Annotated in this window: 20 protein-coding genes; 9 read left to right on the top strand and 11 right to left on the bottom strand. The window is 66.1% G+C overall.

Annotated elements, in window-relative coordinates:
- Nucleotides 1-12 precede the first annotated feature (12 nt).
- The 6 genes from hydA to Q4S45_RS02025 all read right to left on the bottom strand — a co-directional run bounded on the left by hydA (nt 13) and on the right by Q4S45_RS02025 (nt 8,565).
- Nucleotides 13-1,407 carry a dihydropyrimidinase gene (gene hydA / locus Q4S45_RS02050; protein ID WP_305508677.1) on the bottom strand — a complete coding sequence of 465 codons (1,395 nt, stop codon included), beginning with the start codon at nt 1,405-1,407 and terminating at the stop codon, nt 13-15.
- Nucleotides 1,408-1,433: 26 nt separating this feature from the next.
- A complete protein-coding gene (locus Q4S45_RS02045) occupies nt 1,434-2,930 on the bottom strand; it encodes an NCS1 family nucleobase:cation symporter-1 (RefSeq protein ID WP_305508675.1) in 1,497 nt (498 codons plus the stop codon).
- A 101-nt stretch (nt 2,931-3,031) separates the two neighbouring features.
- Nucleotides 3,032-4,303, bottom strand: a complete 1,272-nt coding sequence (preA, locus tag Q4S45_RS02040; protein WP_305508673.1) for an NAD-dependent dihydropyrimidine dehydrogenase subunit PreA — start codon at nt 4,301-4,303, stop codon at nt 3,032-3,034.
- Nucleotides 4,291-5,667 (bottom strand): NAD(P)-dependent oxidoreductase, encoded by a 1,377-nt coding sequence (locus Q4S45_RS02035; RefSeq protein ID WP_305508671.1) that lies wholly within the window; start codon nt 5,665-5,667, stop codon nt 4,291-4,293. Before Q4S45_RS02035 ends, preA begins: the two co-directional genes overlap by 13 nt.
- 65 nt (nt 5,668-5,732) lie before the next feature.
- Nucleotides 5,733-7,235 (bottom strand): CoA-acylating methylmalonate-semialdehyde dehydrogenase, encoded by a 1,503-nt coding sequence (locus tag Q4S45_RS02030; protein WP_305508669.1) that lies wholly within the window; start codon nt 7,233-7,235, stop codon nt 5,733-5,735.
- A gap of 13 nt (nt 7,236-7,248) precedes the next feature.
- The gene (locus tag Q4S45_RS02025; RefSeq protein ID WP_305508667.1) at nt 7,249-8,565 is read right to left on the bottom strand and encodes an aspartate aminotransferase family protein; all 1,317 of its coding nucleotides are present in this window, start codon (nt 8,563-8,565) and stop codon (nt 7,249-7,251) included.
- Nucleotides 8,566-8,739: 174 nt separating this feature from the next.
- On the opposite strand from Q4S45_RS02025, the gene Q4S45_RS02020 reads away from it, so the two are divergent.
- Genes Q4S45_RS02020 through Q4S45_RS02010 form a run of 3 tightly spaced genes read left to right on the top strand, consistent with a single transcriptional unit; the run spans nt 8,740 to nt 11,397 of the window.
- Nucleotides 8,740-10,197: a PLP-dependent aminotransferase family protein gene (locus Q4S45_RS02020; RefSeq protein WP_305508665.1), complete on the top strand. Its 1,458-nt coding sequence runs from the start codon at nt 8,740-8,742 to the stop codon at nt 10,195-10,197.
- Nucleotides 10,194-10,859, top strand: coding sequence for a TetR/AcrR family transcriptional regulator (locus Q4S45_RS02015; protein WP_305508664.1), 666 nt, complete (start codon nt 10,194-10,196; stop codon nt 10,857-10,859). Before Q4S45_RS02020 ends, Q4S45_RS02015 begins: the two co-directional genes overlap by 4 nt.
- On the top strand, nt 10,846-11,397 hold the full coding sequence (locus Q4S45_RS02010; protein ID WP_305508662.1) for a GNAT family N-acetyltransferase: 552 nt from the start codon (nt 10,846-10,848) through the stop codon (nt 11,395-11,397). The genes Q4S45_RS02015 and Q4S45_RS02010 overlap by 14 nt, the downstream gene beginning before the upstream one ends.
- A 91-nt stretch (nt 11,398-11,488) precedes the next feature.
- On the opposite strand, the gene Q4S45_RS02005 is transcribed toward Q4S45_RS02010, so the two are convergent.
- On the bottom strand, nt 11,489-12,661 hold the full coding sequence (locus tag Q4S45_RS02005) for a diguanylate cyclase (RefSeq protein WP_305508660.1): 1,173 nt from the start codon (nt 12,659-12,661) through the stop codon (nt 11,489-11,491).
- Between the two features lie 234 nt (nt 12,662-12,895).
- Between Q4S45_RS02005 and Q4S45_RS02000 the strand changes: the two genes are divergently transcribed.
- The 6 genes from Q4S45_RS02000 to Q4S45_RS01975 are packed head-to-tail and all read left to right on the top strand — an operon-like array spanning nt 12,896 to nt 16,095.
- Nucleotides 12,896-13,150, top strand: a complete 255-nt coding sequence (locus tag Q4S45_RS02000) for a hypothetical protein (RefSeq protein ID WP_305508658.1) — start codon at nt 12,896-12,898, stop codon at nt 13,148-13,150.
- Nucleotides 13,147-14,037 carry a sensor histidine kinase gene (locus tag Q4S45_RS01995; protein ID WP_305508656.1) on the top strand — a complete coding sequence of 297 codons (891 nt, stop codon included), beginning with the start codon at nt 13,147-13,149 and terminating at the stop codon, nt 14,035-14,037. Before Q4S45_RS02000 ends, Q4S45_RS01995 begins: the two co-directional genes overlap by 4 nt.
- Entirely contained in the window at nt 14,037-14,795 is a 759-nt protein-coding gene (locus Q4S45_RS01990; RefSeq protein ID WP_305512023.1) for a LytTR family DNA-binding domain-containing protein, read from the top strand. The genes Q4S45_RS01995 and Q4S45_RS01990 overlap by 1 nt, the downstream gene beginning before the upstream one ends.
- Before the next feature lie 60 nt (nt 14,796-14,855).
- Nucleotides 14,856-15,287: a VOC family protein gene (locus Q4S45_RS01985; protein ID WP_305508655.1), complete on the top strand. Its 432-nt coding sequence runs from the start codon at nt 14,856-14,858 to the stop codon at nt 15,285-15,287.
- A 19-nt stretch (nt 15,288-15,306) separates the two neighbouring features.
- The gene (locus Q4S45_RS01980) at nt 15,307-15,693 is read left to right on the top strand and encodes a VOC family protein (RefSeq protein ID WP_305508653.1); all 387 of its coding nucleotides are present in this window, start codon (nt 15,307-15,309) and stop codon (nt 15,691-15,693) included.
- A gap of 9 nt (nt 15,694-15,702) precedes the next feature.
- Nucleotides 15,703-16,095: an SgcJ/EcaC family oxidoreductase gene (locus tag Q4S45_RS01975; RefSeq protein ID WP_305508651.1), complete on the top strand. Its 393-nt coding sequence runs from the start codon at nt 15,703-15,705 to the stop codon at nt 16,093-16,095.
- A 93-nt stretch (nt 16,096-16,188) separates the two neighbouring features.
- On the opposite strand, the gene Q4S45_RS01970 is transcribed toward Q4S45_RS01975, so the two are convergent.
- From Q4S45_RS01970 to Q4S45_RS01955, 4 genes are all read right to left on the bottom strand, one after another.
- A complete protein-coding gene (locus Q4S45_RS01970) occupies nt 16,189-17,406 on the bottom strand; it encodes a nucleoside deaminase (protein WP_305508649.1) in 1,218 nt (405 codons plus the stop codon).
- Nucleotide 17,407: 1 nt separating this feature from the next.
- Nucleotides 17,408-17,812, bottom strand: coding sequence for a cytidine deaminase (locus Q4S45_RS01965; protein ID WP_305508647.1), 405 nt, complete (start codon nt 17,810-17,812; stop codon nt 17,408-17,410).
- A gap of 13 nt (nt 17,813-17,825) precedes the next feature.
- Nucleotides 17,826-19,148, bottom strand: a complete 1,323-nt coding sequence (gene deoA, locus Q4S45_RS01960; RefSeq protein WP_305508645.1) for a thymidine phosphorylase — start codon at nt 19,146-19,148, stop codon at nt 17,826-17,828.
- A gap of 130 nt (nt 19,149-19,278) precedes the next feature.
- The gene (locus tag Q4S45_RS01955; protein ID WP_374046072.1) at nt 19,279-21,657 is read right to left on the bottom strand and encodes an aldehyde dehydrogenase family protein; all 2,379 of its coding nucleotides are present in this window, start codon (nt 21,655-21,657) and stop codon (nt 19,279-19,281) included.
- Between the last annotated feature and the right edge of the window lie 13 nt (nt 21,658-21,670).

Raw genomic sequence — 21,670 nt, 5'->3', positions numbered from 1 at the left:
TTCTCTCTTCGTTCAGGCTGCGCTGGTTGCGGTGAATGCGGGACGATCGACGTGGCGGCCGGCGCCTTCGACAGCGCGCAACTCGCCGCGCTCGAAGACGACTTTGCCGGCGGCCAGCGTATGCGTCGGGATGCCGCGCACGGTGCGGCCCTCGAACACGTTGAAGCCGCCCTTGGCGAACTGGGTCTTGGCCGAAATCGTGCGGGTGCCTTCCGGATCCCACACGACGAGGTCGGCGTCAGCCCCCGGCGCGACCACGCCCTTGCGCGGGTACATGTTGAAGATCTGCGCCGCGTTGGTCGAGGTCACACGCACGAATTCCGATGGCGTCAGCAGGCCGTTGTTGACGCCCTCGTCCCACACCACCGACATGCGGTCCTCGACGCCGCCGCAGCCGTTCGGAATCTTCGTGAAGTCGTCCGCGCCCGCCGCCTTCTGCTCGGCGCAGAAGGTGCAGTGGTCTGTCGCCGTGGTGTGCAGGTTCCCGCCGCGCAGGCCCTGCCACAGCGCGGCCTGATGGTGCTTGCTGCGAAACGGTGGGCTCATCACGTGGGCGCGTGCATATTCCTTGTCTTCGTGCTGATACACGCTGTCGTCGATGACCAGGTGGCCGGCCAGCGCTTCGCCGTACACGCGCTGGCCCTTGGCGCGGGCGCGCGAAATCGCGTCCAGCGATTCGGCGCACGACACGTGCACGATGTACACCGGCGTGCCGAGCACATTGGCGATGGCGATGGCGCGGTTGGCCGCCTCGGCTTCCACTTCCGGAGGGCGCGACAGCGGATGCGCCTCCGGCCCGGTGATGCCTTTCTTCAGCAGGTCCTGCTGCAGCTGGAATACCAGCTCGCCGTTCTCGGCATGCACGGTCGGGATGGCGCCCAGTTCCAGCGCGCGCGTGAAGCTGTGCACCAGCGTCTCGTCGTCGGCCATGATGGCGTTCTTGTACGCCATGAAGTGCTTGAAGCTGTTCACGCCGTGATCGCGCACCAGTGTGCCCATGTCGGCGTGCACCGACTCGTCCCACCATGTCACAGCGACGTGGAAGGTGTAGTCGCACGCCGATTTCTCCGCCCAGCCGCGCCAGGTGTGATAGGCCTCGAGCAGCGACTGCTGCGGCGCGGGGATCACGAAGTCCATGATGGTGGTGGTGCCGCCGGCCACGGCGGCCGCGGTGCCGGTGTAGAAATCGTCGGCGGTGACGGTGCCCATGAACGGCAGCTGCATGTGCGTGTGCGTGTCGATCCCGCCCGGCATGACGTACTGGCCGCGCGCGTCGATCACGGTGGCGTTGGCAGGCGCCTCAAGATTTTCGCCGACGGCGACGATCTTGTCGCCGTCGCAGATGACGTCGGCCCTGAATGCGCGGTCGGCGTTGACCACGGTTCCACCGCGGATGAAGATGCTCATGTGATTCTCCAGTCGAATACTGAAAACTAGCCCTGTGCGACGGCCATGGCGGGGCGCGCGCGCCCCTTCATCATGACGCCGTACACCAGCGCGGAAATGGCGATGCCGACGAACCAGGCATACGTGTAGACCAGCTTGAAGCCCTCGCCCACCGACGGGAACGAGGCCGGAAACGCGGCGTTCAGGAAGCCGGGAATATTCGGCAGCACGCCGGCCACAAAAGCGACGACGGCGGCGATGTTCCAGCCGTTGCCGTACGAGTAGATGCCGTCATGGCGATACAGCTGGCGCACATCGAGTTCGGTCTTGCGGATCAGGTAGTAGTCGATGATCAGGATGCCGGCGATCGGCCCAAGCAGCGCCGAATAGCCGATCAGCCAGGTGAAGATATAGCCCTGGGTCGTCTCGAGGATCTTCCACGGCATCATGACCAGCGCAATCGCCGCGGTCATGTAGCCGCCGGTGCGATACGAAATGTGCTTCGGCGCCAGCGCGGAGAAGTCGTACGCAGGTCCGACCAGGTTGGCCGCCAGGTTGACGCTGACGGTATCGACCAGCAGCACGATCAGCGCCACCAGCACCGCGCCGCCGGTCATGCGGCTGGCCAGGTCGACCGGATCCCAGATCGCCTTGCCGTACAAGACCACGGTGGCCGAGGTGACGATGACGGCCAGCGCCGCCAGCAGGCCCATAGGCACCGGCAGGCCGACCGACTGGCCCACCAGTTGGTCGCGCTGCGATTTGGCGAAGCGGGTGAAGTCGGGGATGTTCAGCGCCAGCGTGGCCCAGAAGCCGACCATCGCGGTCAGCGACGGCCAGAAGGTGGACCAGAACTGGCCGGCCTTTTTGCCGCCCGCGACGAACTGCGACGGCGCCTCGAGCAGCGGGCCGAAGCCGCCTGCGCGGTTATAGACCCAACCGAGCAGCACGAAGCAGATCAGGATTTTCAGCGGCGCGGTGTAGGTTTCGAGCTTGCGGATCGAATCCATGCCGTGCACGATGTAGTAGAACTGGATCGCCCAGAAGGCCAGGAAGCACGCCAGCTGCGCCGCATTGATGCCGAGGCCCGCGAGCTTGGCGCCGCCGATTTCGTGGCCCATCATCACGCCGAGCAGCGTGTAGATCATGCTGCCGCCGAACCAGGTCTGGATGCCGTACCAGCCGCAGGCGACGATCGCGCGCATCAGCGCCGGGATCCGCGCGCCGGTGGTGCCGAACGAGGAGCGCGCGAGCACCGCGTAGGGAATGCCGTACTTGGTGCCGGCGTGGCCGATGGCCAGCATCGGCAGCAGCACGATGGCGTTGGCCAGGAACACCGTCAGCACCGCCTGATAGCCGGACATGCCGGCTTCGATCAGGCTGGCGGAGAGGGTGTAGGCGGGAATGCACATGACCATGCCGACCCACAGCGCCGCGAAGTGGTACCAGCGCCAGGTGCGCTGCGCCGCGGAGGTTGGGGCAAGGTCTTCGTTCCAGAGATGGGTGCTGCCGGACGTTTCAATGCTCACAGGGTGGTGCTCCATCGTGTTGGTTGCAGGTAAATGGGGTCAGGTCCGCAGGACCAGACCCCGGCAACGCGGCCGCCAGTACGGGGGGTCTGGTCCGGCGGACTCGACCCCATTTTTCACGCCACCCGACGCGGATTGCGTTCGTCCTGGGTCCAGTTCATGTAAGGCTTACCGGTGTCTTGCGGCACCATGGTAATACATGCTTCGACCGGACAGGTAATTTCGCACAGGTTGCAGCCCACGCACTCCGACTTGATCACTTCGTACGTGCGCACGCCGGCTTCATCGATCAGCTGCGCGATCGACTGGTGCGAGGTGTCTTCGCAGGCCACATAGCACTTGCCGCACTTGATGCACTTGTCCTGGTCGATCTGCGCAATCACCTGGTAGTTCATGTCCAGGTATTTCCAGTCGGTGGTGTTGGGCACCGCCTTGCGCGTGAAGTCCTCGATGGTCTTGTAGCCCTTCTCGTCCATCCAGCGCGACAGGCCGTCCTTCATCTCTTCGACGATGCGGAAACCATGCAGCATCGCCGCGGTGCAAACCTGCACCGAGCCGGCGCCCAGCGCGATGAACTCGGCCGCGTCGCGCCAGTTGCCGATTCCGCCGATGCCGGAAATCGGCAGGCCCGCGGTTTGCGGATCGCGCGCGATTTCGGCCACCATGTTCAGGGCGATCGGCTTGACCGCCGAACCGCAGTAGCCGCCGTGCGTGCTGGCGTTGCCGACCACCGGGAACGCCACCATGCGGTCGAGGTCCAGGTGGGTGATCGAGTTGATGGTGTTGATCAGGGAGACCGCATCGGCGCCGCCGGCCTTGGCGGCCCGCGCCGGAGCGCGCACGTCGGTGATGTTCGGCGTGAGCTTGACGATGACGGGCAGCTTCGAGTGCTTCTTGCACCAGCGCGTGACCATCTCGACGTATTCCGGCACCTGGCCCACCGCCGCGCCCATGCCGCGCTCCGGCATGCCGTGCGGGCAGCCGAAATTGAGCTCGATGCCGTCGGCGCCGGTCGCCTCGACCTTCGGCAGGATGTCGGCCCACAGCTGCTCCTCGCAAGGCAGCATCAGCGAGACGATCATCGCGCGGTCCGGCCAGTCCTTCTTGACCTGGGTGATCTCGCGCAGGTTGATTTCCAGGCTGCGGTCGGTGATCAGCTCGATGTTGTTGAAGCCGAGGACTTCGCGGTTCTTGCCGTAGTGCGCCGAGTAGCGCGACGACACGTTGACCGCGGCCGGGTCTTCGCCCAGCGTCTTCCACACCACACCGCCCCACCCTGCTTCGAAGGCGCGCACGACGTTGTAGGCTTTGTCGGTCGGCGGCGCGGACGCCAGCCAGAATGGATTGGGCGACTTGATGCCGCAGAAATCGATGCTCAGGTCGGCCATGCTGCCCCCGCTTTGGTCTGGATGTCGTTGTGGATCGCGTGCGCCGCGAGTTTGCCGTGCTGTACCGCCTGCACCGTCAGGTCCTGTCCCGGCGCGACGCAATCGCCGCCGGCGTACACGCCCGCGATCGCGGTGCGGAACTGGCCGTCGACGTGAATCTTGTCGCTCTTGCGCTCCAACTGCTGCGCCATCGGGTCGGACAGGCCGGCCGGGTCTATGCTCTGGCCGATCGCCTTGAACACGGCATCGGCGGCGATCTCGATGAAGGCGCCGGTGCCGACCAGGCGGCCGTTGTCGAGACGCGTCTCTTCGAAGCGCATGCCGCGCACATTGCCCAACTCGTCGAGCAGCACTTCCAGCGGCGCGGCCCAGGTGCGCATGCGCACGAAGTTGGCCTTGGCGATGTCCTGCTCGTGGTGGGTCGCGGTCATCGACTCAAAGCCGCGGCGGTACACCAGCGTCACGTCTTCGGCGCCGAGGCGCTTGATCTGCACGGCCATGTCGATCGCGGTATTGCCAGCGCCGATCACGATGGCGCGCTTGGGCACCGGCAGCGCGGACAGGTCTGCCGCCTGGCGCAGCGCGGCGATGTAGTCCACCGCCGCCATCAGGCCGGGCGCATGTTCGCCGGTCAGGCCGAGGTCGCGGCTGGCGTTCAGGCCCAGGCCGAGGAACACCGCATCGTACTGGCCGTGCAGTTCGGCCAGCGTCAGGTTGTCGCCCAGCTTGTAGCCGTGGCGTACCTCGATGCCGCCGATCGAGAGCAGGAAGTCGACTTCCTGCTGCGCGAAGTCGCCGGTCAGCTTGTATTTGGCGATGCCGTATTCATTGAGGCCGCCCGATTTTTCGCGCGCCTCGAAGATGACGACGTCGTTGCCCAGCATCGCCAGGCGGTGCGCGCACGACAGGCCGGCAGGGCCGGCGCCGACCACGGCGACAACCTTGCCGGTCGATGCGGCGCGCTGGAACGGATGCTCGGCGAAGTGTGCATGATCGAGCGCGTGGCGCTGCAGCAGGCCGATCTTGACCGGCTGGCCTTCTTCATCGTGATTGCGCACGCAGGCGTCCTCGCACAGGATCTCGGTCGGGCAAACCCTCGCGCAGCTGCCGCCCAGGATGTTCTGCTTCAGGATGCCGGCCGCGGCGCCGTTGATGTTCTGGTCGTGGATGTTGCGGATGAAGCTGGCCACGTCGATCTGCGACGGGCAGATGCGCGTGCATGGCGCGTCGTAGCAGTACAGGCAGCGCGCCGCTTCGATGGCGGCCTGGCGAGCCGTGAGCGGCGGCGCGAGGTCGGTGAACTGCTCCGCCAACGAGCCGTCGGCCACGCTGGTGCGCGGCAGGTGTTTCAATGATTCGATCATGTTGCGTCCCTGGCTATTTTAATTTTAATGTGCTGCACGGCGGTGCACCGCACCGCCGTTCACTGCTACTTCATCTGTGGAAAAGCAAATTCCGCGCCCGCGCTGGCGGTGTTCGGCCAGCGCTGCATCACGGCCTTGTGGCGCGTGTAGAAGCGCACGCCTTCCGGTCCGTAGGCGTGGTGGTCGCCGAACATGCTGCGCTTCCAGCCGCCGAAGCTGTTGAAGGCCATCGGCACCGGCAGCGGCACGTTGACGCCAACCATGCCAACCTGGATCTGGCGCACGAATTCGCGCGCCACGCCGCCGTCGCGGGTGTAGATCGCCACGCCGTTGCCGTACTCGTTGGCGTTGATCAGCTCCACCGCGCTGCCCACGTCCGGCAGGCGCATCATGCACAGCACCGGTCCGAAGATTTCTTCTTTATAGATGGTCATGTCGGGCGTGACGTGGTCGAACAGCGTGCCGCCCACAAAGAAGCCGTTCTCGCGGCCGGGCACCTTGAAGTTGCGGCCGTCGACCAACAGCGTCGCGCCCTGCTCGACGCCTTCGCCGATCAGTTTTTCGATGCGCTGCTTGGCCGCGCTGGTGACCACAGGCCCCATTTCGGCGCCGGACTCCATGCCGTCGCTGATTTTCAGTGCGGCGGCGCGCTTTGCCAGTGCGCCGGCCAGCTTGTCGCCGGCGTCGCCGACCGCGACGACCACCGAGATCGCCATGCAGCGCTCGCCCGCCGAACCGTAGGCCGCGCCCATCAGCGCATCGACCGTCATGTCCATGTCGGCGTCGGGCATGACGACCATGTGGTTCTTGGCGCCGCCCAGCGCCTGGACGCGCTTGCCCGAGGCGCTGCCGCGCGCGTAGATGTATTCGGCGATCGGGGTCGAGCCAACGAAGCTGATTGCCTGCACGTCGCGGTGGTCGAGCAGCGCGTCGACGGTGACCTTGTCGCCCTGGACGACGTTGAACACGCCGTCCGGCAGGCCGGCTTCCTTGAGCAGTTTCGCGTGCAGCAGCGACGGCGACGGATCGCGCTCGGACGGCTTGAGGATGAAGGTGTTGCCGCAGGCGATAGCGACCGGGAACATCCACATCGGCACCATCACCGGGAAGTTGAAGGGGGTGATGCCGGCGACCACGCCGAGCGGCATGCGCATCGCCCAGGCGTCGATGCCGCGCGCGATCTGGTCGGTGAATTCGCCCTTGAGCAGCTGCGGAATGCCGACCGCGAATTCGACGATCTCGATGCCGCGCGCGACTTCGCCCTGCGCGTCCGAGAAGGTCTTGCCGTGCTCGCGGGTGAGCATGGCGGCGAATTCGTCGGTGTGCTGCTGGCACAGCTGCAGGTACTTGAACAGCACGCGGGCGCGCGCCAGCGGCGGCGTGTTGGACCAGGCCGGGAACGCGGCCGACGCGGCGGCGACGGCGGCGTTCACTTCATCGGCGGTGCCCAGCGCGACGCGCGCGCATGGCTCGCCGACGGCCGGATTGAACACGTCGGCGTAGCGGCCGCTGGTGGTATCGACCTTGTGGCCGCCGATGAAGTGGGTGATGGTGTCGAGGTTACTCATTGTGTGCTTTCGGTCAGTCGAGGTTTTTCAGTACGGTGGCAAGCTTGCCGAACAATTCGTCGATGTGCTGCTTGTCGATGATCAGCGGCGGCGACAGGGCGATGATGTCGCCGGTGGTGCGAATCAGGATGCCGTCGGCGAAGGCTTTCTTGAAGGCGTTGAAGGCGCGCACGCCCGGCTTGCCGGGAATTGGCGCCAGCTCGATGCCGGCGATCAGGCCGATCGAGCGCAGGTCGATCACGTGCGGCAGGCCCTTGAGCGAATGCACCGCATCGGCCCAGTACTGCTGCACTTCCTGCGCGTGGCCGAGGATGTTCTGGTCCTCGAACACATCGAGCGTGGCCAGCGCGGCGGCGCAGGCGACCGGGTGACCCGAGTAGGTGTAGCCGTGGAACAGTTCGATGCCGGGCGGCGCGTCCATGAAGGCGTCGTGGATATGCTTCTTGCTAAATACCGCGCCCATCGGGATCACGCCGTTGGTCAGGCCCTTCGCCGTGGTCATCATGTCCGGCTCGACCTCGAAGTAGTCGGCGGCGAACGGGGTGGTGAGGCGGCCGAAGCCGGTGATGACTTCATCGAAGATCAGCAGGATGCCGTGCTTCGTGCACAGTTCGCGCAGGCGCTTCAGGTAGCCCTTCGGCGGCACCAGCACGCCGGTGGAGCCGGCCACCGGCTCGACGATGACGGCGGCGATGTTCGACGCGTCGTGCAGCGCGACGAGGCGTTCGAGTTCGTCGGCCAGGTTGGCGCCGTGTTCAGGCTCGCCGCGGGTGTACGCGTTCTGTTCGAGGTTGTGGGTGTGCGGCAGATGGTCGACGCCGGGCAGCAGCGGGCCGAAGCTCTTGCGGTTGCCGCCGATTCCGCCGACCGACAGGCCGCCGAAGCCGACGCCGTGGTAGCCGCGCTCGCGACCGATCAGGCGGGTGCGCGTGCCCTCGCCGCGCGCGCGGTGGTAGGCCAGCGCCATCTTCAATGCGGTGTCGACCGCTTCGGAGCCGGAGTTGGTGTAGAACACGTGGCCAAATTTGTGGCCGCTGTAGTCCATCAGCCGCTCGGCCAAGTCGAAGGCGGCCGGGTGGCCCATCTGGAAGGTCGGGGCAAAGTCGAGCTGGCCGATCATTTCGCGCACGGCGGCGACGATCTTCGGCTGGGCGTGGCCGCAAGGCACGCACCACAGGCCGGCGGTGCCGTCGAGCACGCTGTTGCCGTCGACGTCCTTGTAATACATGCCCTCGGCCGAGACCAGCAGGCGCGGGTTGGCCTTGAAGTCGCGATTGTTGGTGAAAGGCATCCAAAATGAGGACATCGATGCTGGGCGGGATTCGTTCATTCGGCTCTCCACTTGTTTTGACGGCGAAAAAAATTATTTACCAGTTGGCAAAATGATGGTGCAATAATAGTCAGCAGATTAACACTGGCACATATACACAATCGGCAAAAGACACCAACCGTATCGGTGATGCGAGCAGTACAGTTTTGCGCGATGCAGCAATAGGGACGATCGATGACGGATGCTGAAAATATTCCTGTTGGAAATGAGCCGGCGGCCTGGCCGGTGCTGGCGATCGACCGCAGCAAACGAGGCAGCCTGGTCGATCAGATTGTGGCAGCGATCGCGCAGATGGTAAACCGTCGGGAATTACGGGTTGGGACCAAGATGCCGTCGGTGCGACAATTCGCAAAATCGAATGGCGTGAGCACGTTCACGGTGGTCGAATCGTACGACCGGCTGCTCAATGTTGGACTGCTTTCGTCGCGCCGTGGTTCCGGCTTTTTTGTCGCGCGCAGCGAAACGGCGGCCGCGCCGGCACTGGCTTTGGCGGCCACGCCGACCGCGATCGACGCGCTCACGCCCGACCTGTATTCGGGCGTGTCGGACGCGCTTCCGGTGGGCGCCGGCTGGCTGCCGCCCGAGTGGTACGGCGAGACCACCATCCTCGACGCGGTGCGCCACGCGATGAAGATCCCCGCCAACCGCCTGCGCGGCTACGGCCATCCGCTCGGCTTCCCTACCCTGCGCCAGCATCTCGCCTCGACACTGACCGAAGACCTGTTCGCCGTCGAGCCGGACCAGGTGCTGCTGACGCATGGCGCCACCCACGCGTTCGACCTGATCCTGCGCACATTGACGAAACCGGGCGACACGGTGTTCGTCGAGGATCCCGGCTACAGCAACCTGACCTCGCTGATCCGCCACCACGGCTGCGTCCCGGTGGGCATTCCGCGCGGCGCCGACGGCCTCGATTTCGCGGTGCTCGCCGAGCGGGCCGCGGCGCTGCAGCCCAAGCTCATGTTCGTCAACACGGTGCTGCAAAACCCGCTCGGCACCTCGCTGCCGCAGGCGCAGGCGCACCGCCTGCTTGGCGTGGCCGAGCAGTTCGATTTCTGGCTGGTCGAGGACGACATCTACCGCGAGCTTGCGGCGCCGGGCGAAGCCTCGCTGGCGGCGATGGACGGCCTGCGCCGCGTGATCCGCGTGGGCAGCTTCTCCAAGACGCTGTCGCCGGTGCTGCGGGTCGGCTCGATCTGCGCGTCCAATTCGCTGGTGCCGGAACTGCTGCGCGTGAAGATGCTGGCCGGCCTGACCACATCCGAGATCAACGAGCGCGCGGTGTACCACGCGGTGTCGGCACGGCCGTACAAGCGCATGGTCGAACGGCTGACCGACCAGCTGAAAACGGCGCGCGAGCGCACGACCGAACGGCTGCTTGAGGCGGGAATGGCGCCGATCGCCAGGCCGCGCGGCGGCATGTTCGTCAGCGCCGGCTGGCAGCGCGCGCCAACGCCGGAATGGAACGGCAAGGTGATCGCCGGCCTGGCGCTGAAGGCCGGCATCCTGCTGTCGCCCAACGAGTTTTTCATGCTGCGGCCCTCGGAGTCGATCTGGTTCCGCTTCAACGTTGCGTATGCGGGCGACTCGCCCGCGCTGATCGACTTCCTCACATCGGTTAAGGGACCATGACCATTACCAGGATCAAGCGGCAGGCGCTCAACCGCGACAAGCTGGAGGCCGATATCGTGGCCGAGGCGGTGCGCGTGTTCGCCGAGCGCGGCTACGAAGGCGCCTCGATCGCCACCGTGGCCGACAACGCCGGGCTGTCGAAGCAGAACCTGATGTACTACTTCCCGACCAAACAGGCCCTGTACCAGCGCGTGCTCGACGACGTGCTCGACGAATGGCTCACGCGCATGGACCTGCTGGCCGATCCCACGCAGGAGCCGGGCGACATGCTGCGCGCCTACGTCCAGGCCAAGCTGCGCTTCTCGCGCGAGCATCCGCTCGGCTCGCGCGTGTACGCGATGGAGGTCATCAGCGGCGCGCCGCTATACGGGGAGCAGATCCGCAACCGCGTGGTGCCGCTGGTGCGCAAGGACATCGAAGTGTTCGAACGCTGGATCGCCGAAGGCCGCATCGCGCCGGTCAACGCCACCCACCTGCTGTTCGCGATCTGGGCGATGACGCAGTCGTATGCCGACTTTTCGGCGCAGATGGCGCTGGTGCTGAACCGCAAGCAGCTTGTGCGCAAGGACTTCGACGACGCCGAGCAGATGATCGTCGACATGGTATTGTGCGCGGTCGCCATCAAACCAACGCCTCCAGGAGACCGCAATGCCAGTGATTGACATCGGGACCATCGCCACCGAACGGCTGGTCCTGCGCCTGCTCACCCCAGAGGACGCGCCCGCAATGTTCACGATATTTTCCGATCCCGAGGTGATGCGCTACGGCGCCGGCTCGCCGTGGACCACGATGGAACAGGCCGACGAGTATCTGGTCAAAGGCGAGGAGAACCTGGCCAGCGGCACGGCGCTTCGCGTCGGCATCGAAGTGCAGGCGACCGGCATGCTGATCGGCCAGGCCGCGCTGTGGGCGTTCAGCGAGCAAAACCGGCGCTGCGACATCGGCTATTCGCTCGCGCGCGAACACTGGGGCAAAGGCTACGCCGGCGAAGCGGTGCGCGCCCTGCTCGGCTATGGCTTCGAGCAGCTCGGCCTGAACCGGGTGGAGGCGGACATCGACCCGCGCAATGCGGCGTCGGCGCGCGTGCTGGAACGGCTGGGATTTGTGCGCGAGGGATTCATGCCCGAGCGGTGGATCGTCGGCGGCGAGGTGTGCGACACAGTGTTCTACGGCCTGCTCAGGCGCCACTGGAAAGCGTAGCGCAGAGGGGTCTGGTCCCGCGGACCTGACCCAATCTTTCGGGCGCGACGCAAGAACAAAATGGGGTCAGGTCCGCAGGACCAGACCCCTGCTAGACGTGCTGCGCCCTGACCTGGTTGCGGCCGCCGTTTTTCGCTTCGTACAGCAAGTGGTCGGCCGATGAAATCATTTCGCGCAGCGACCTGGGCGCATCGACGGCGAAATTCGCCGAGGCCACGCCGATGCTGGCGGTAACGCGGGCGTCGGGCAGGACGGCCGATTCGGACAGCGCGCGGCGCAGCCGTTCGGCCAGCATCACGCCGCCTTCGAGCGCGGTCTCGGGCAGCACCAGCAGGAACTCCTCGCCGCCGTAGCGCACCACGCTGTCGACGCGCGTGCGCGTCATGCTGGTGAGCAGCCGGCCGAAGTGGGCCAGCACCAGGTCGCCGCCGATGTGGCCGTGCTTCTCGTTGACCTGCTTGAAGTGATCGAGGTCGCACATGATGACGGTCAGGTGCAGCTTGAAGCGCTGCGCGCGCGCCAGTTCGGCCTCGAGCAGGCCATGCTGAAGGTAGTTGCGGTTGAAGCAGCCGGTGAGCGCATCGTGCATCGACATCTGGTGCAGCACGGTCTGAACCCGGAACTCCTCGCGCCACAAGACCTGGTAACGGCGCGCGGCCACGCAGCCGAACGCGTTGGCCAGCACCAGCAGCATCGACATCGTCAGCAGCTCCGAGGCGTTCAGGCGTCCCAGCGCGAGCACCATCGCAATGAAGCCGCCGGTCGCGGCCAGCGCGATCGCCACCGAGTACGCAAGGCGGTTGGGAATATACAGATAGACCACGATGAGCATCAGCGCCATCGACATGGCATGCCACGCGATTTCGTTCGGCCGGTACGCCACCACCACCTGGAACGCCACCAGGGCGACGATTTCGGCGGCGCTCGCGGCCAGGCGCGTCAACGCCACCGACTCCGGATTGCGCGAACTGAGAACGCATCCGGCGGCCGCGGTCAGCGCAACGGCCAGGCGCGTCAGCAACAGGATGAAGGCGTCGCGGCCGTAGCCGAGCACACTGAAATCGGTCAGGCTGAAGGCGACGAAGAAGCAGGAGCAGAACAGCAGCGTGGCGCGCAGTTGCGGACGGGTTTTCTCCAGCTGGCGATCGTTGAAGGCCGCCTCGTACTGCGCGCTTTGAAATTCGCCGCTGCGGGCCGAGATAGCGGCGGTGGCAGGATCGGATAAACAACTGGAATGGGCAAGATCTCGTACCGCAGAAAGCATAAGTAACCAAGTCTAGTATTTGCGTCTGATACAAATTATAGAGCATTTAGTTACAAAAAATAAATTATCATTTGGAGAATCCGAGGCGACTATCACGATGCGGCGCCAGGCCCATTAATCGCGCCGAATCACCGTTTATCCCATGGTTTGCGCGCTTCATCGGACAGGCGTGTCATTCACCCTGCGCGCTTGCTAAAGTCAAGCCATCGACAAACGTCTCCCGGGAGCATCCGCATGAAAAACGCGACATTCGCATCATTGAACGAACTGCTCGACGAGATCGGCCGGGCGCTGATGCAGGCGGTGCGCCACGGCGCGCGCGCGCTCGGCGCAATGTCCTGGCCGCAGCTGCTCGCCGCCTGCATCATGCTGGCTCTGGTGATCACCATCGTGCCGCTGGCGATCTGCCTGTTCGTCTTCTTCATGATCGTCAAAGTGGCCGTCGCGGCGATCGTGATCAACACGCGGCGCCACAAGGACCGACCATGAGCACTTCGCACCTGAACCGCGGCATGGACCTGCTGCGCGAGGCCACCGAGCTGGCCAAGGAGAGCTGGTGGCGCTTCTTCGACTGGGTCGCGGTGGTCGAGTGGCGCCAGCTGGTGATCATCTGGGTGTTCGCGCTGGTCGGCTTCGGCATGCTGCAGACGCCCGAACCCGCCGTCTGGTTCATCTTCGTCTCGTTCGCCGTCAAGGTACTCGCCGGCGGCAAGCGCAAGGCCGAGCTGGACGCGGCTGCGGCCGACCGCAAGGCCGACGCGGCGACGGTCGACCGCAAGCTGACCGAGGCGCAGATGGCGACCTTGCAGGCGCAGGTCGAGCCGCACTTCCTGTTCAATACGCTGGCCCTGATCGGCCAGCTGATCGAGACCGACCCGTCCGAGGCCGCGCGCATCCATGCGCACCTGATCGACTACCTGCGCGCGACCTTGCCGCAGATGCGCGCCAACGGCGGTGGCACCCTGGGCAAGCAGGTGGAGCTGTCGCGCGCCTACCTGGCCATCATGCAGGCGCGCATGAAGGAAAGGCTGGCGGTGCAGTTCAACGTGCCCGACTTCCTCGGCAGCGCGCCCTTCCCGCCAATGATGCTGCTGATCCTGATCGAGAACGCCATCAAGCACGGGCTGGAGCCGAAGATCGAAGGCGGCCGCATCGAGGTCAGCGCCCACGTGGTGCATGCGACCCTGCACGTGGACGTGCGCGACAATGGCGCCGGCTTCAATCCGCTGTCCGACGACGGCGTCGGCCTGGCCAACATCCGCGAACGCCTGCGCCTGCTGTACGGCGCCAGCGCCGAACTGGTGATCGAGGCGCCGCCCGAAGGCGGAACGCTGGCGTCGATCCGGGTGCCGTATTCGATGATGGAGGGAGCATGATGGTGCGCGCGCTGATCGCCGACGACGAGGCGCCGATGCGCGACCAGCTGCGCGCGCGGCTACGCGAGGCGTGGCCGGCGCTGGAAGTCGTCGGCGAAGCGGCCAACGGCGTGGAAGCGGTGGCGCTGGCCGCCGCACACGGGCCCGACATCGTGTTCCTCGACATCCGCATGCCGGGCCTGTCCGGGATCGAGGCGGCGCGCCGGCTGTACAACCGCTGCCACATCGTGTTCGTCACCGCCTACGACCAGTATGCGATCGACGCATTCGAACAGGGCGCGATGGACTACCTGCTCAAGCCGGTGACGGCGGCGCGGCTGGAGACCACCTGCGCGCGCCTGCGCCAGCGCCTGGCCTCGGCGCCGCAGGACATCGGCGCGAAGCTGGCTGAACTCACCGCCGCGCTGCAGACCGGCGGCGCCGCCAGGCCGGCGTACCTGCGCTGGATCCAGGCCCAGGTGGGCGGCAGCCTGCGCATGGTCAGCACGCGCGAAATCCTGTTCTTCCAGTCCGACGAAAAATACACGCGGGTGCAGACCGCGCAGGCCGAACTGCTGATCCGTAAAACGCTCAAGGAACTGGCCGACGAACTCGATCCCGACGAGTTCTGGCGCGTCCACCGCTCGACCCTGGTGCGGGTGGACGCGATCGTCTCGGTCACGCGCGACCTGCGCGGCAGGCAGATGCTCAAGGTGCGCGACTTCCAGCACGAGCTGGAAGTGAGCCGCAACCATGCGCACCTGTTCCAGCAGATGTAGCGCGATCCTGAAAATGGCTTACCATTAGATGTCGGATTTGCCATTTCCACGGAGCGCGCCATGCCAGCAGACCCCAGCAGCACCGGCTCTACCCTGATTCCCTGCCTGCGCTACCGCGACGCCGCGCGCGCGATCGACTGGCTGTGCGCGGTGTTCGGCTTCACCCAGCACCTGGTGGTGCCGGGCCCTGACGACACCATCGCGCACGCGCAGCTCATTTTTGGCGGCGGCATGATCATGCTCGGCTCGGCCAGCAACGAAGGCGCCTACGGCCCGCTGGTGGTGCAGCCGGAAGACATCGGCGGCTCGGAGACCCAGACCACCTATCTCGTCGTCCCGGATGCGGACGCGGTGTACCAGCGCGTGCTCGACGCGGGCGGCAAGATCGTCATCGACATCGTGGACGAAGAATACGGCGGGCGCGGCTTCACCTGCCGCGACCTCGAGCAGCATATCTGGAGCATCGGCACTTACGACCCTTGGCAGCAATAACCACATCGAGGAGAGACCCATGTCACGTCCCATGCATTTCGAAATCCAGGCGTCCAATCCGCAGGCGCTGATGGATTTTTATTCCGCGCTGTTCGGCTGGTCTTTCCACAAGTGGGAGGGCGGCGACTACTGGATGATCCACACCGGGCCGGACGACCAGCCCGGCATCAACGGCGGGCTGCTGCCGCGGCGCGGACCGCCGGCCGCGGACATGGCGCCGGTGAACGCGTTCGTGTGCACCATCGGCGTGGGCGACGTCGATGCGGCGGTGGCCAAGGCGACGGGCGCGGGCGCGCAGGTGGCGGTGCCGAAGATGGCCGTGCCGGGCATCGGCTGGCTGGCCTACATCAAGGACCCCGACGGGAACATCGTCGGGATGATGCAGGCCGATCCGAAGGCGGCGTAAGGAGGCATCATGAACACGGATGAACAGGCGATTCGCGACCTGATCGACACGTGGCTGCGCGCCACGCGCCAGGGCGATGTGGACACGGTGCTCGATTTGATGACGCCCGACGTGGTGTTCCTGGTGGCCGGGCAGCCGGCCATTCATGGACGCGCCGCGTTCGAGCAGGGCTTGCGCGGGATGCTGTCGACGCACGCGATCGAATCGCACAGCGAGATCGAGGAGATCGAAGTGGCCGGCGACATCGCGTGGTGCCGCACGCGCCTGTCGGTGACGGTGACATCGAAGCACGGCAATACGCCGATGCAGCGCAGCGGGCATACGCTGTCGATCTTGCGCAAGCAGGAGGACGGCAAGTGGCGGCTGGCGCGCGATGCGAATTTGCTGGGGGCGCCGGCTTGAAGATGGGGTCAGGTCCGCGGGACCAGACCCCGGCTTCGTGACGCGGCGCCGGCTACATCGGGGGTCTGGTCCTGCGGACCTGACCCCAGGTTTTCATACGCCGAGGGCTGCGACGAGTTGAATGTCTTCGACCTGCGTCGGTCGTATCCGGATGGTCTCGCTGTACAACGGCGGCATCGCAGCACACAGCGCGTGCAGTTCTTCCTCCGCGATCCGTGGCAGCACATACTGGAACTGCGCCGGATTGTTCGCCGGCAGCGGCCCTTCCATGGTCGAACCATACGCGCCGAGATCCATGAAGCTTTGCGCGTCCGCGCCCGGCCCGCGCGCCAGCACGAAGGTGCCCTCCTTCGGATGCGCCAAGTGGCGCCTGACCGTCTCGCGCATCTCCGCGCTGGCGCCCTGCATCAGCTTGTAGCGCAGCTGCGCATACTGCCGCGTGCATTCCATGAACGCCGTGCAGATGGCCGACTGCGTACGCCGGCCCGGCACGCAAAGCAGCAGGTTGCCGAAGCCGTCGAGGAGCGCTGCGCAGTCGCCCTCCCCGCCGTTGCGCACATCCTGCTCCATCGCCTCGCGCATGAACGGCGCCAGGCCGGCGTCGGGCTTGTGCGGCGCGCAGCGGTAGGCCAGCGCGTTCGGGTACAGCGACTTGAGCTTGCGCACCAGCGAATGCGTTGGCGGCAAAGCGGCAGGATCCATCAGCATCTCCGGCGCCACGTCCGCCGAGACAAAAGCCTGCACCCTGTCCGAAGTCGCCTCGATCGCCAGCGCGCACAGGGCCTGGGTCGCCTCGGCGATGGTTTTGCCGATGAAAAAAGACTTGGGCGTGGCGCCCGATCCTTCGCGCGCGTACTCGGAAAATCCCAGCACGGCAGGATACGAGAACGTGGCCGCGGCGGCCTCGCGCAGGGCCGGGGGCAGCGACGCAAACGTGGCGCAGCGGTCGTGGTTGACGCCGGCGTCCGGATCATTCGCCGCCACGACGACGTTGAAACCGGCGGCGAGGATCGCCCCGCTGCACATCGCGCAGGGATCGAGCGAGGTGACCAGCGTGACTTCATGGGGCTGCGGCAGCTTGCGGCCCCTGGCGCGCTCGGCGAAATACCAGTCGATCAGCTGGCGTTCGCCGTGCGCGGTGGGATCGAACACCAGGCCGTCGCGCACCACGTTGTTCGGCACCGACTTGAGCACGTTGCCGTACTGGTCCAGCAGCACGCCGCCGACGCCGAAGGTGCCCTGCGACTTGGCGGCGATGGCTTCGCTGGCCGCGATGGCCACCGCGGCCTGTACGTCGATCGTCTTCTTCAACTTACTTCTTCAGGTCCCAGCCGCCGAACGCGTTCGGCAGCTGGCCCGCCGCGGTCGTCTCGAGCAGGTCGCCATTCAGATTGGTGAGGATGACCGGCAGGTCGTTGCCGCCCAATTCGAGCACGACCTGGCGGCAGGCGCCGCAAGGAGCGATCGGACCGTCGGTCGCGCCGATCACTGCCAGCGCGGTGAAGTCGCCCGGCTTGTAGCCGCTCGCGATGGCGCTGAACAAGGCGGTGCGCTCGGCACAGTTGCACAGGCCGTAGGAGGCGTTTTCGACGTTACAGCCGCGGAACACGCGGCCGTCCTTGCACTCGAGGGCGGCGCCCACCTGGAAGTTCGAGTAAGGCGCGTAGGCCAGCTCGCGCGCGGCGCGGGCTTCCTCGATCAGTTTTGCGTATTTCATGGCGCTTCCCTTCTTATGGACGGATGGTGCGGTACGTGATCGGGTTCGCCGCCGCCTTGACGGCGCCGATCTGGTACGCGGCCTGCACTTCGCGCACGGCCTGCTCGGCGGCGGCTTGCGTGCGGGCGTGGACCATCGCCAGCGGTTCGCCGACGGCGACCTGCTGGCCCAGTTCCGCGAGGCCCGTCAGGCCGACGGCAAAGTCGATCGGGTCTTCGGGACGACGGCGGCCGCCGCCCAGGCTGACCACGGCCAGGCCCAGCGAGCGGCAGTCGGTCGCGGTGGCGAAGCCGGCCTGCAGCGCTGGCACAGGCACGATGACCGGCGCCTGCTCAAGGTAGGCGTCGGGACGATCGACCAGGTCGGCCGGGCCGCCCAATGCCGCGACCATGCGCGAGAAGCGCTCGGCGGCTTCACCCGAATCGAGGCCGGCCTGCAGTTTGGCGCGCGCTTCGGTGTCGTTGGCGGCCAGCTTGCCCAGCACGAGCATCTCGGCGCACAGCGCCATCGTCACTTCGTGCAGGCGCGCGGGACGCGATTTGCCGGTCAGGTAGTCCATCGCCAGGCGCACTTCCAGCGCGTTGCCGGCGACCGGGCCGAGCGACTCGTTCATGTCGGTCAGGATGGCCGATGTGCGGGTGCCGGCGCCGTTGCCGACGTTGACGATGCTCTCGGCCAGCTCGACCGATTTGTCGAAGGTCGGCATGAAGGCGCCGGTGCCAACCTTGACGTCCATGACCAGCGCATCGAGGCCGGCGGACAGCTTCTTCGACAGGATCGAGCCGGTGATCATCGCGACCGATTCGACGGTGGCGGTGGTGTCGCGGATGCTGTAGAAGCGCTTGTCGGCCGGCGCGAGTTCGGCGGTCTGGCCGATGATGGCCACGCCCACTTCGCGCACCACTTTGCGGAACAGCGCCGGATCGGGCACGGTGCTGTAGCCGGGGATCGAGTCGAACTTGTCGAGCGTGCCGCCGGTGTGGCCCAGGCCGCGGCCCGAGATCATCGGCACGAAGCCGCCGCATGCGGCGATCATCGGCCCGAGCATCAGGGACACCACGTCGCCGACGCCGCCGGTCGAGTGCTTGTCGACCACCGGGCCTGGCAGGTCGAGCGAGCGCCATTCCAGCACCTGGCCCGAATCGCGCATCGCCAAGGTGAAGGCGACGCGCTCGTCCATGTTCATGTCCTTGAAGTAGACGGCCATCGCGAGCGCCGCGATCTGGCCTTCGGTGGTCGCGCCGGTGGTGATGCCGGCGACGAAGGACTGGATCTCCTGCGCGGTCAATGCTTCGCCGTTGCGCTTCTTACGGATGATCTCCTGGTTCAAAAACATGGTGTACCTCTTGAATTCGTTGGCTCTACAAACGTCATTCCCGCGAAGGCGGGAATCCATACTGAGCTTGCTGTTCGCAGGTGCTATGGATTCCCGCCTGCGCGGGAATGACGGTCTTGAATGTAACTAATTAAACGCCGTAAGGGATCCAGACGTTCTTGACCTGGCTGGCGTGCGCCAGCACGGCGCGGCCGCCGGCCTGCTTGGTGCTGTACCAGTCACGGCCCTTGCCGCCGCCCACCCAGGTGCGCTTGAGCGACTCGGCCGACAGGCGCTCGACTTCGGCGCAGCCTTCGGCCGAGCCGTCGTGACGCCAGATCGCATCGACGTCCGAGTGCGACGCCAACGTGCGCGCCAGTTCGTCGGCGCTGCCGGTGACGATGTTCAGCACACCGCCCGGCAGGTCGGACGTGTCGAGCACCTGGTACAGGTCGGTCGCGGCCAGCGGATGCGCTTCCGACGGCACCGCGATCACGCGGTTACCCAGCGCGATCGCAGGCGCCACCAGCGAGATGAAGCCCAGCAGCGGCGCTTCGTTCGGGCAGATGATGCCGATCACGCCAACCGGCTCGTTCAGCGCGACGGTGATGCCGTGCATCGGCGGCTGGTGCGCCAGGCCGTCGTACTTGTCGGCCCAGGCTGCGTAGTAGAACAGGCGCTCGATCGATGCCTGCACTTCTTTCTCAGGATTCTTCGAGCCGGTCATCGCGGCCAGGCGCGCGGCGAATTCGTCAGCGCGGATCGCGAGGTTTTCGGCGATGTAGTACAGGACCTGTGCGCGGTTGTGCGCGGTGGCCTTGGTCCAGCCGGTCGCCTTGTGCGCCGCTTCGACAGCGTTGCGGATGTCCTTGCGGTTGCCTTCGCCGACATCGGCCAGGAAGGCGCCGTCGGCGCCGGCGATGGCGCGGCTGTAGGCGCCGTCAGGGCGGGCCTGCTTGCCGCCGATGTACAGCTTGGCGGTGCGGTCAACCGCGAACGGGCTGCCCGAATCGGACGACTTGACCTTGCCCTTGGCTTCCACCATTGGCAGCGCGGGACGCGCGTCTTCGGCCAGCGCGGTCATGTACTCGTACATGCCTTCCTTGCCGCCTTCGCGGCCGAAGCCCGATTCGCGGTAGCCGCCGAAGCCGCATGCGGCGTCGAACTGGTTGGCGGTGTTGATCCACACGACGCCGGCCTTGATCTGCGGCGCGACGTCGAGCGCGAGACTGATCGACTCGGACCACACGCATGCGGCCAGGCCGTACACGGTGTTGTTGGCCAGCTGGACTGCTTCAGCCGGGGTGCGGAAGCTCATGGCAACCAGCACCGGTCCAAAGATCTCGGCTTGCGCGACGGCGGCCGAGGTCGAGGCGCCGGTGATCAGGGTAGGCAGGTACCACGAGCCGGCTTCCGGCATGCCGCACGACGGCTGGTACACGGTGCAGCCTTCGGCGCGCGCCGATTCGACCAGCGCGTGGATGCGCTGCTGCTGGATCGGATCGACCAGCGCGCCGACGTCCATCGACTTGTCGAGCGGCGAGCCGACGCGCAGGTTGTCCATGCGCGCGCGGACCTTGGCGAGGAAACGCTCTTCGACCGATTCCTGGATCAGCAGGCGCGAACCGGCGCAGCAGACCTGGCCCTGGTTGAACCAGATCGAGTCGACCAGGCCTTCGACGGCGGCGTCGAGATCGGCGTCTTCGAACACGATGAACGGCGACTTGCCGCCCAGTTCCAGCGACAGCTTCTTGCCGGAGCCCGCAGTGGCCTTGCGGATGATGCGGCCCACTTCGGTCGAACCGGTGAAGGCCAGCTTGTCGATGCCCGCATGGTTGACGATCGCCTCGCCCACGCGGCCGTCGCCGGTGACGATGTTGACGACGCCTGCCGGCACGCCGGCCTGCTGGCAGATCTCGGCGAACAGCAGCGCGGTCAGCGAGGTGAATTCGGCCGGCTTGAAGACGATGGTGTTACCGGCGGCCAGCGCCGGTGCGATTTTCCACGCCAGCATCAGCAGCGGGAAGTTCCAGGGGACGATCTGGCCAACCACGCCGACGGCGCGGTAGTCGGCGAATTCTTCCGACTGCAGCTGGGCCCAGCCGGCGTGATGGTAGAAGTGGCGCGCGGCCAGCGGCAGGTCGGCGTCGCGGGTTTCGCGGATCGTCTTGCCGTTGTCGAGCGTTTCGATGACCGCGAACAGGCGCGAATGCTTTTGCAGCAGGCGTGCCAGCGCGTACAGCACGCGCGCACGGCCATGGCCGCCCAGCGCGACCCAGCCCGGCTGGGCGCGGCGCGCAGCTTCAACGGCGCGGTCGACGTCGGCCGCGGTGCCTTGCGTGATCTGCGCCAGTTCCTTGCCGTCGGCAGGGTTGGTCGAAGCGAAGGTGTCGGACGCTTCGGTCCATGCGTTGTCGATGAACAGGCCGAAGGTGCGGCCATGCTGTTCCAGCCACGCTTGCGCTTCTTTGGTGCTTTCCGGGGCTGGGCCGTAATCCATGGTAGTGAGAATCTCGTTGATAGTTGGCATGACGAATCCGTTG

The organism is Massilia sp. R2A-15 (genome assembly GCF_030704305.1).
Lineage (GTDB): Bacteria > Pseudomonadota > Gammaproteobacteria > Burkholderiales > Burkholderiaceae_D > JAFCUW01.
Note: the sequence above shows the minus strand (reverse complement) of the source record. Positions and strands in the feature narration are given on the sequence as shown.

Coding starts and splice junctions, on each gene's coding strand:
- Q4S45_RS01955 (WP_374046072.1), bottom strand. CDS start 21,657: ATGCCAACTATCAACGAGATTCTCACTACCATGGATTACGGCCCAGCC.
- Q4S45_RS01965 (WP_305508647.1), bottom strand. CDS start 17,812: ATGAAATACGCAAAACTGATCGAGGAAGCCCGCGCCGCGCGCGAGCTG.
- Q4S45_RS01980 (WP_305508653.1), top strand. CDS start 15,307: ATGTCACGTCCCATGCATTTCGAAATCCAGGCGTCCAATCCGCAGGCG.
- Q4S45_RS02010 (WP_305508662.1), top strand. CDS start 10,846: ATGCCAGTGATTGACATCGGGACCATCGCCACCGAACGGCTGGTCCTG.
- Q4S45_RS02045 (WP_305508675.1), bottom strand. CDS start 2,930: ATGGAGCACCACCCTGTGAGCATTGAAACGTCCGGCAGCACCCATCTC.
- Q4S45_RS01975 (WP_305508651.1), top strand. CDS start 15,703: ATGAACACGGATGAACAGGCGATTCGCGACCTGATCGACACGTGGCTG.
- deoA (WP_305508645.1), bottom strand. CDS start 19,148: ATGTTTTTGAACCAGGAGATCATCCGTAAGAAGCGCAACGGCGAAGCA.
- hydA (WP_305508677.1), bottom strand. CDS start 1,407: ATGAGCATCTTCATCCGCGGTGGAACCGTGGTCAACGCCGACCGCGCA.
- Q4S45_RS02025 (WP_305508667.1), bottom strand. CDS start 8,565: ATGAACGAATCCCGCCCAGCATCGATGTCCTCATTTTGGATGCCTTTC.
- Q4S45_RS01995 (WP_305508656.1), top strand. CDS start 13,147: ATGAGCACTTCGCACCTGAACCGCGGCATGGACCTGCTGCGCGAGGCC.
- Q4S45_RS02030 (WP_305508669.1), bottom strand. CDS start 7,235: ATGAGTAACCTCGACACCATCACCCACTTCATCGGCGGCCACAAGGTC.
- Q4S45_RS01990 (WP_305512023.1), top strand. CDS start 14,037: ATGGTGCGCGCGCTGATCGCCGACGACGAGGCGCCGATGCGCGACCAG.
- Q4S45_RS02000 (WP_305508658.1), top strand. CDS start 12,896: ATGAAAAACGCGACATTCGCATCATTGAACGAACTGCTCGACGAGATC.
- Q4S45_RS01985 (WP_305508655.1), top strand. CDS start 14,856: ATGCCAGCAGACCCCAGCAGCACCGGCTCTACCCTGATTCCCTGCCTG.
- preA (WP_305508673.1), bottom strand. CDS start 4,303: ATGGCCGACCTGAGCATCGATTTCTGCGGCATCAAGTCGCCCAATCCA.
- Q4S45_RS02015 (WP_305508664.1), top strand. CDS start 10,194: ATGACCATTACCAGGATCAAGCGGCAGGCGCTCAACCGCGACAAGCTG.
- Q4S45_RS02005 (WP_305508660.1), bottom strand. CDS start 12,661: ATGCTTTCTGCGGTACGAGATCTTGCCCATTCCAGTTGTTTATCCGAT.
- Q4S45_RS02020 (WP_305508665.1), top strand. CDS start 8,740: ATGACGGATGCTGAAAATATTCCTGTTGGAAATGAGCCGGCGGCCTGG.
- Q4S45_RS02035 (WP_305508671.1), bottom strand. CDS start 5,667: ATGATCGAATCATTGAAACACCTGCCGCGCACCAGCGTGGCCGACGGC.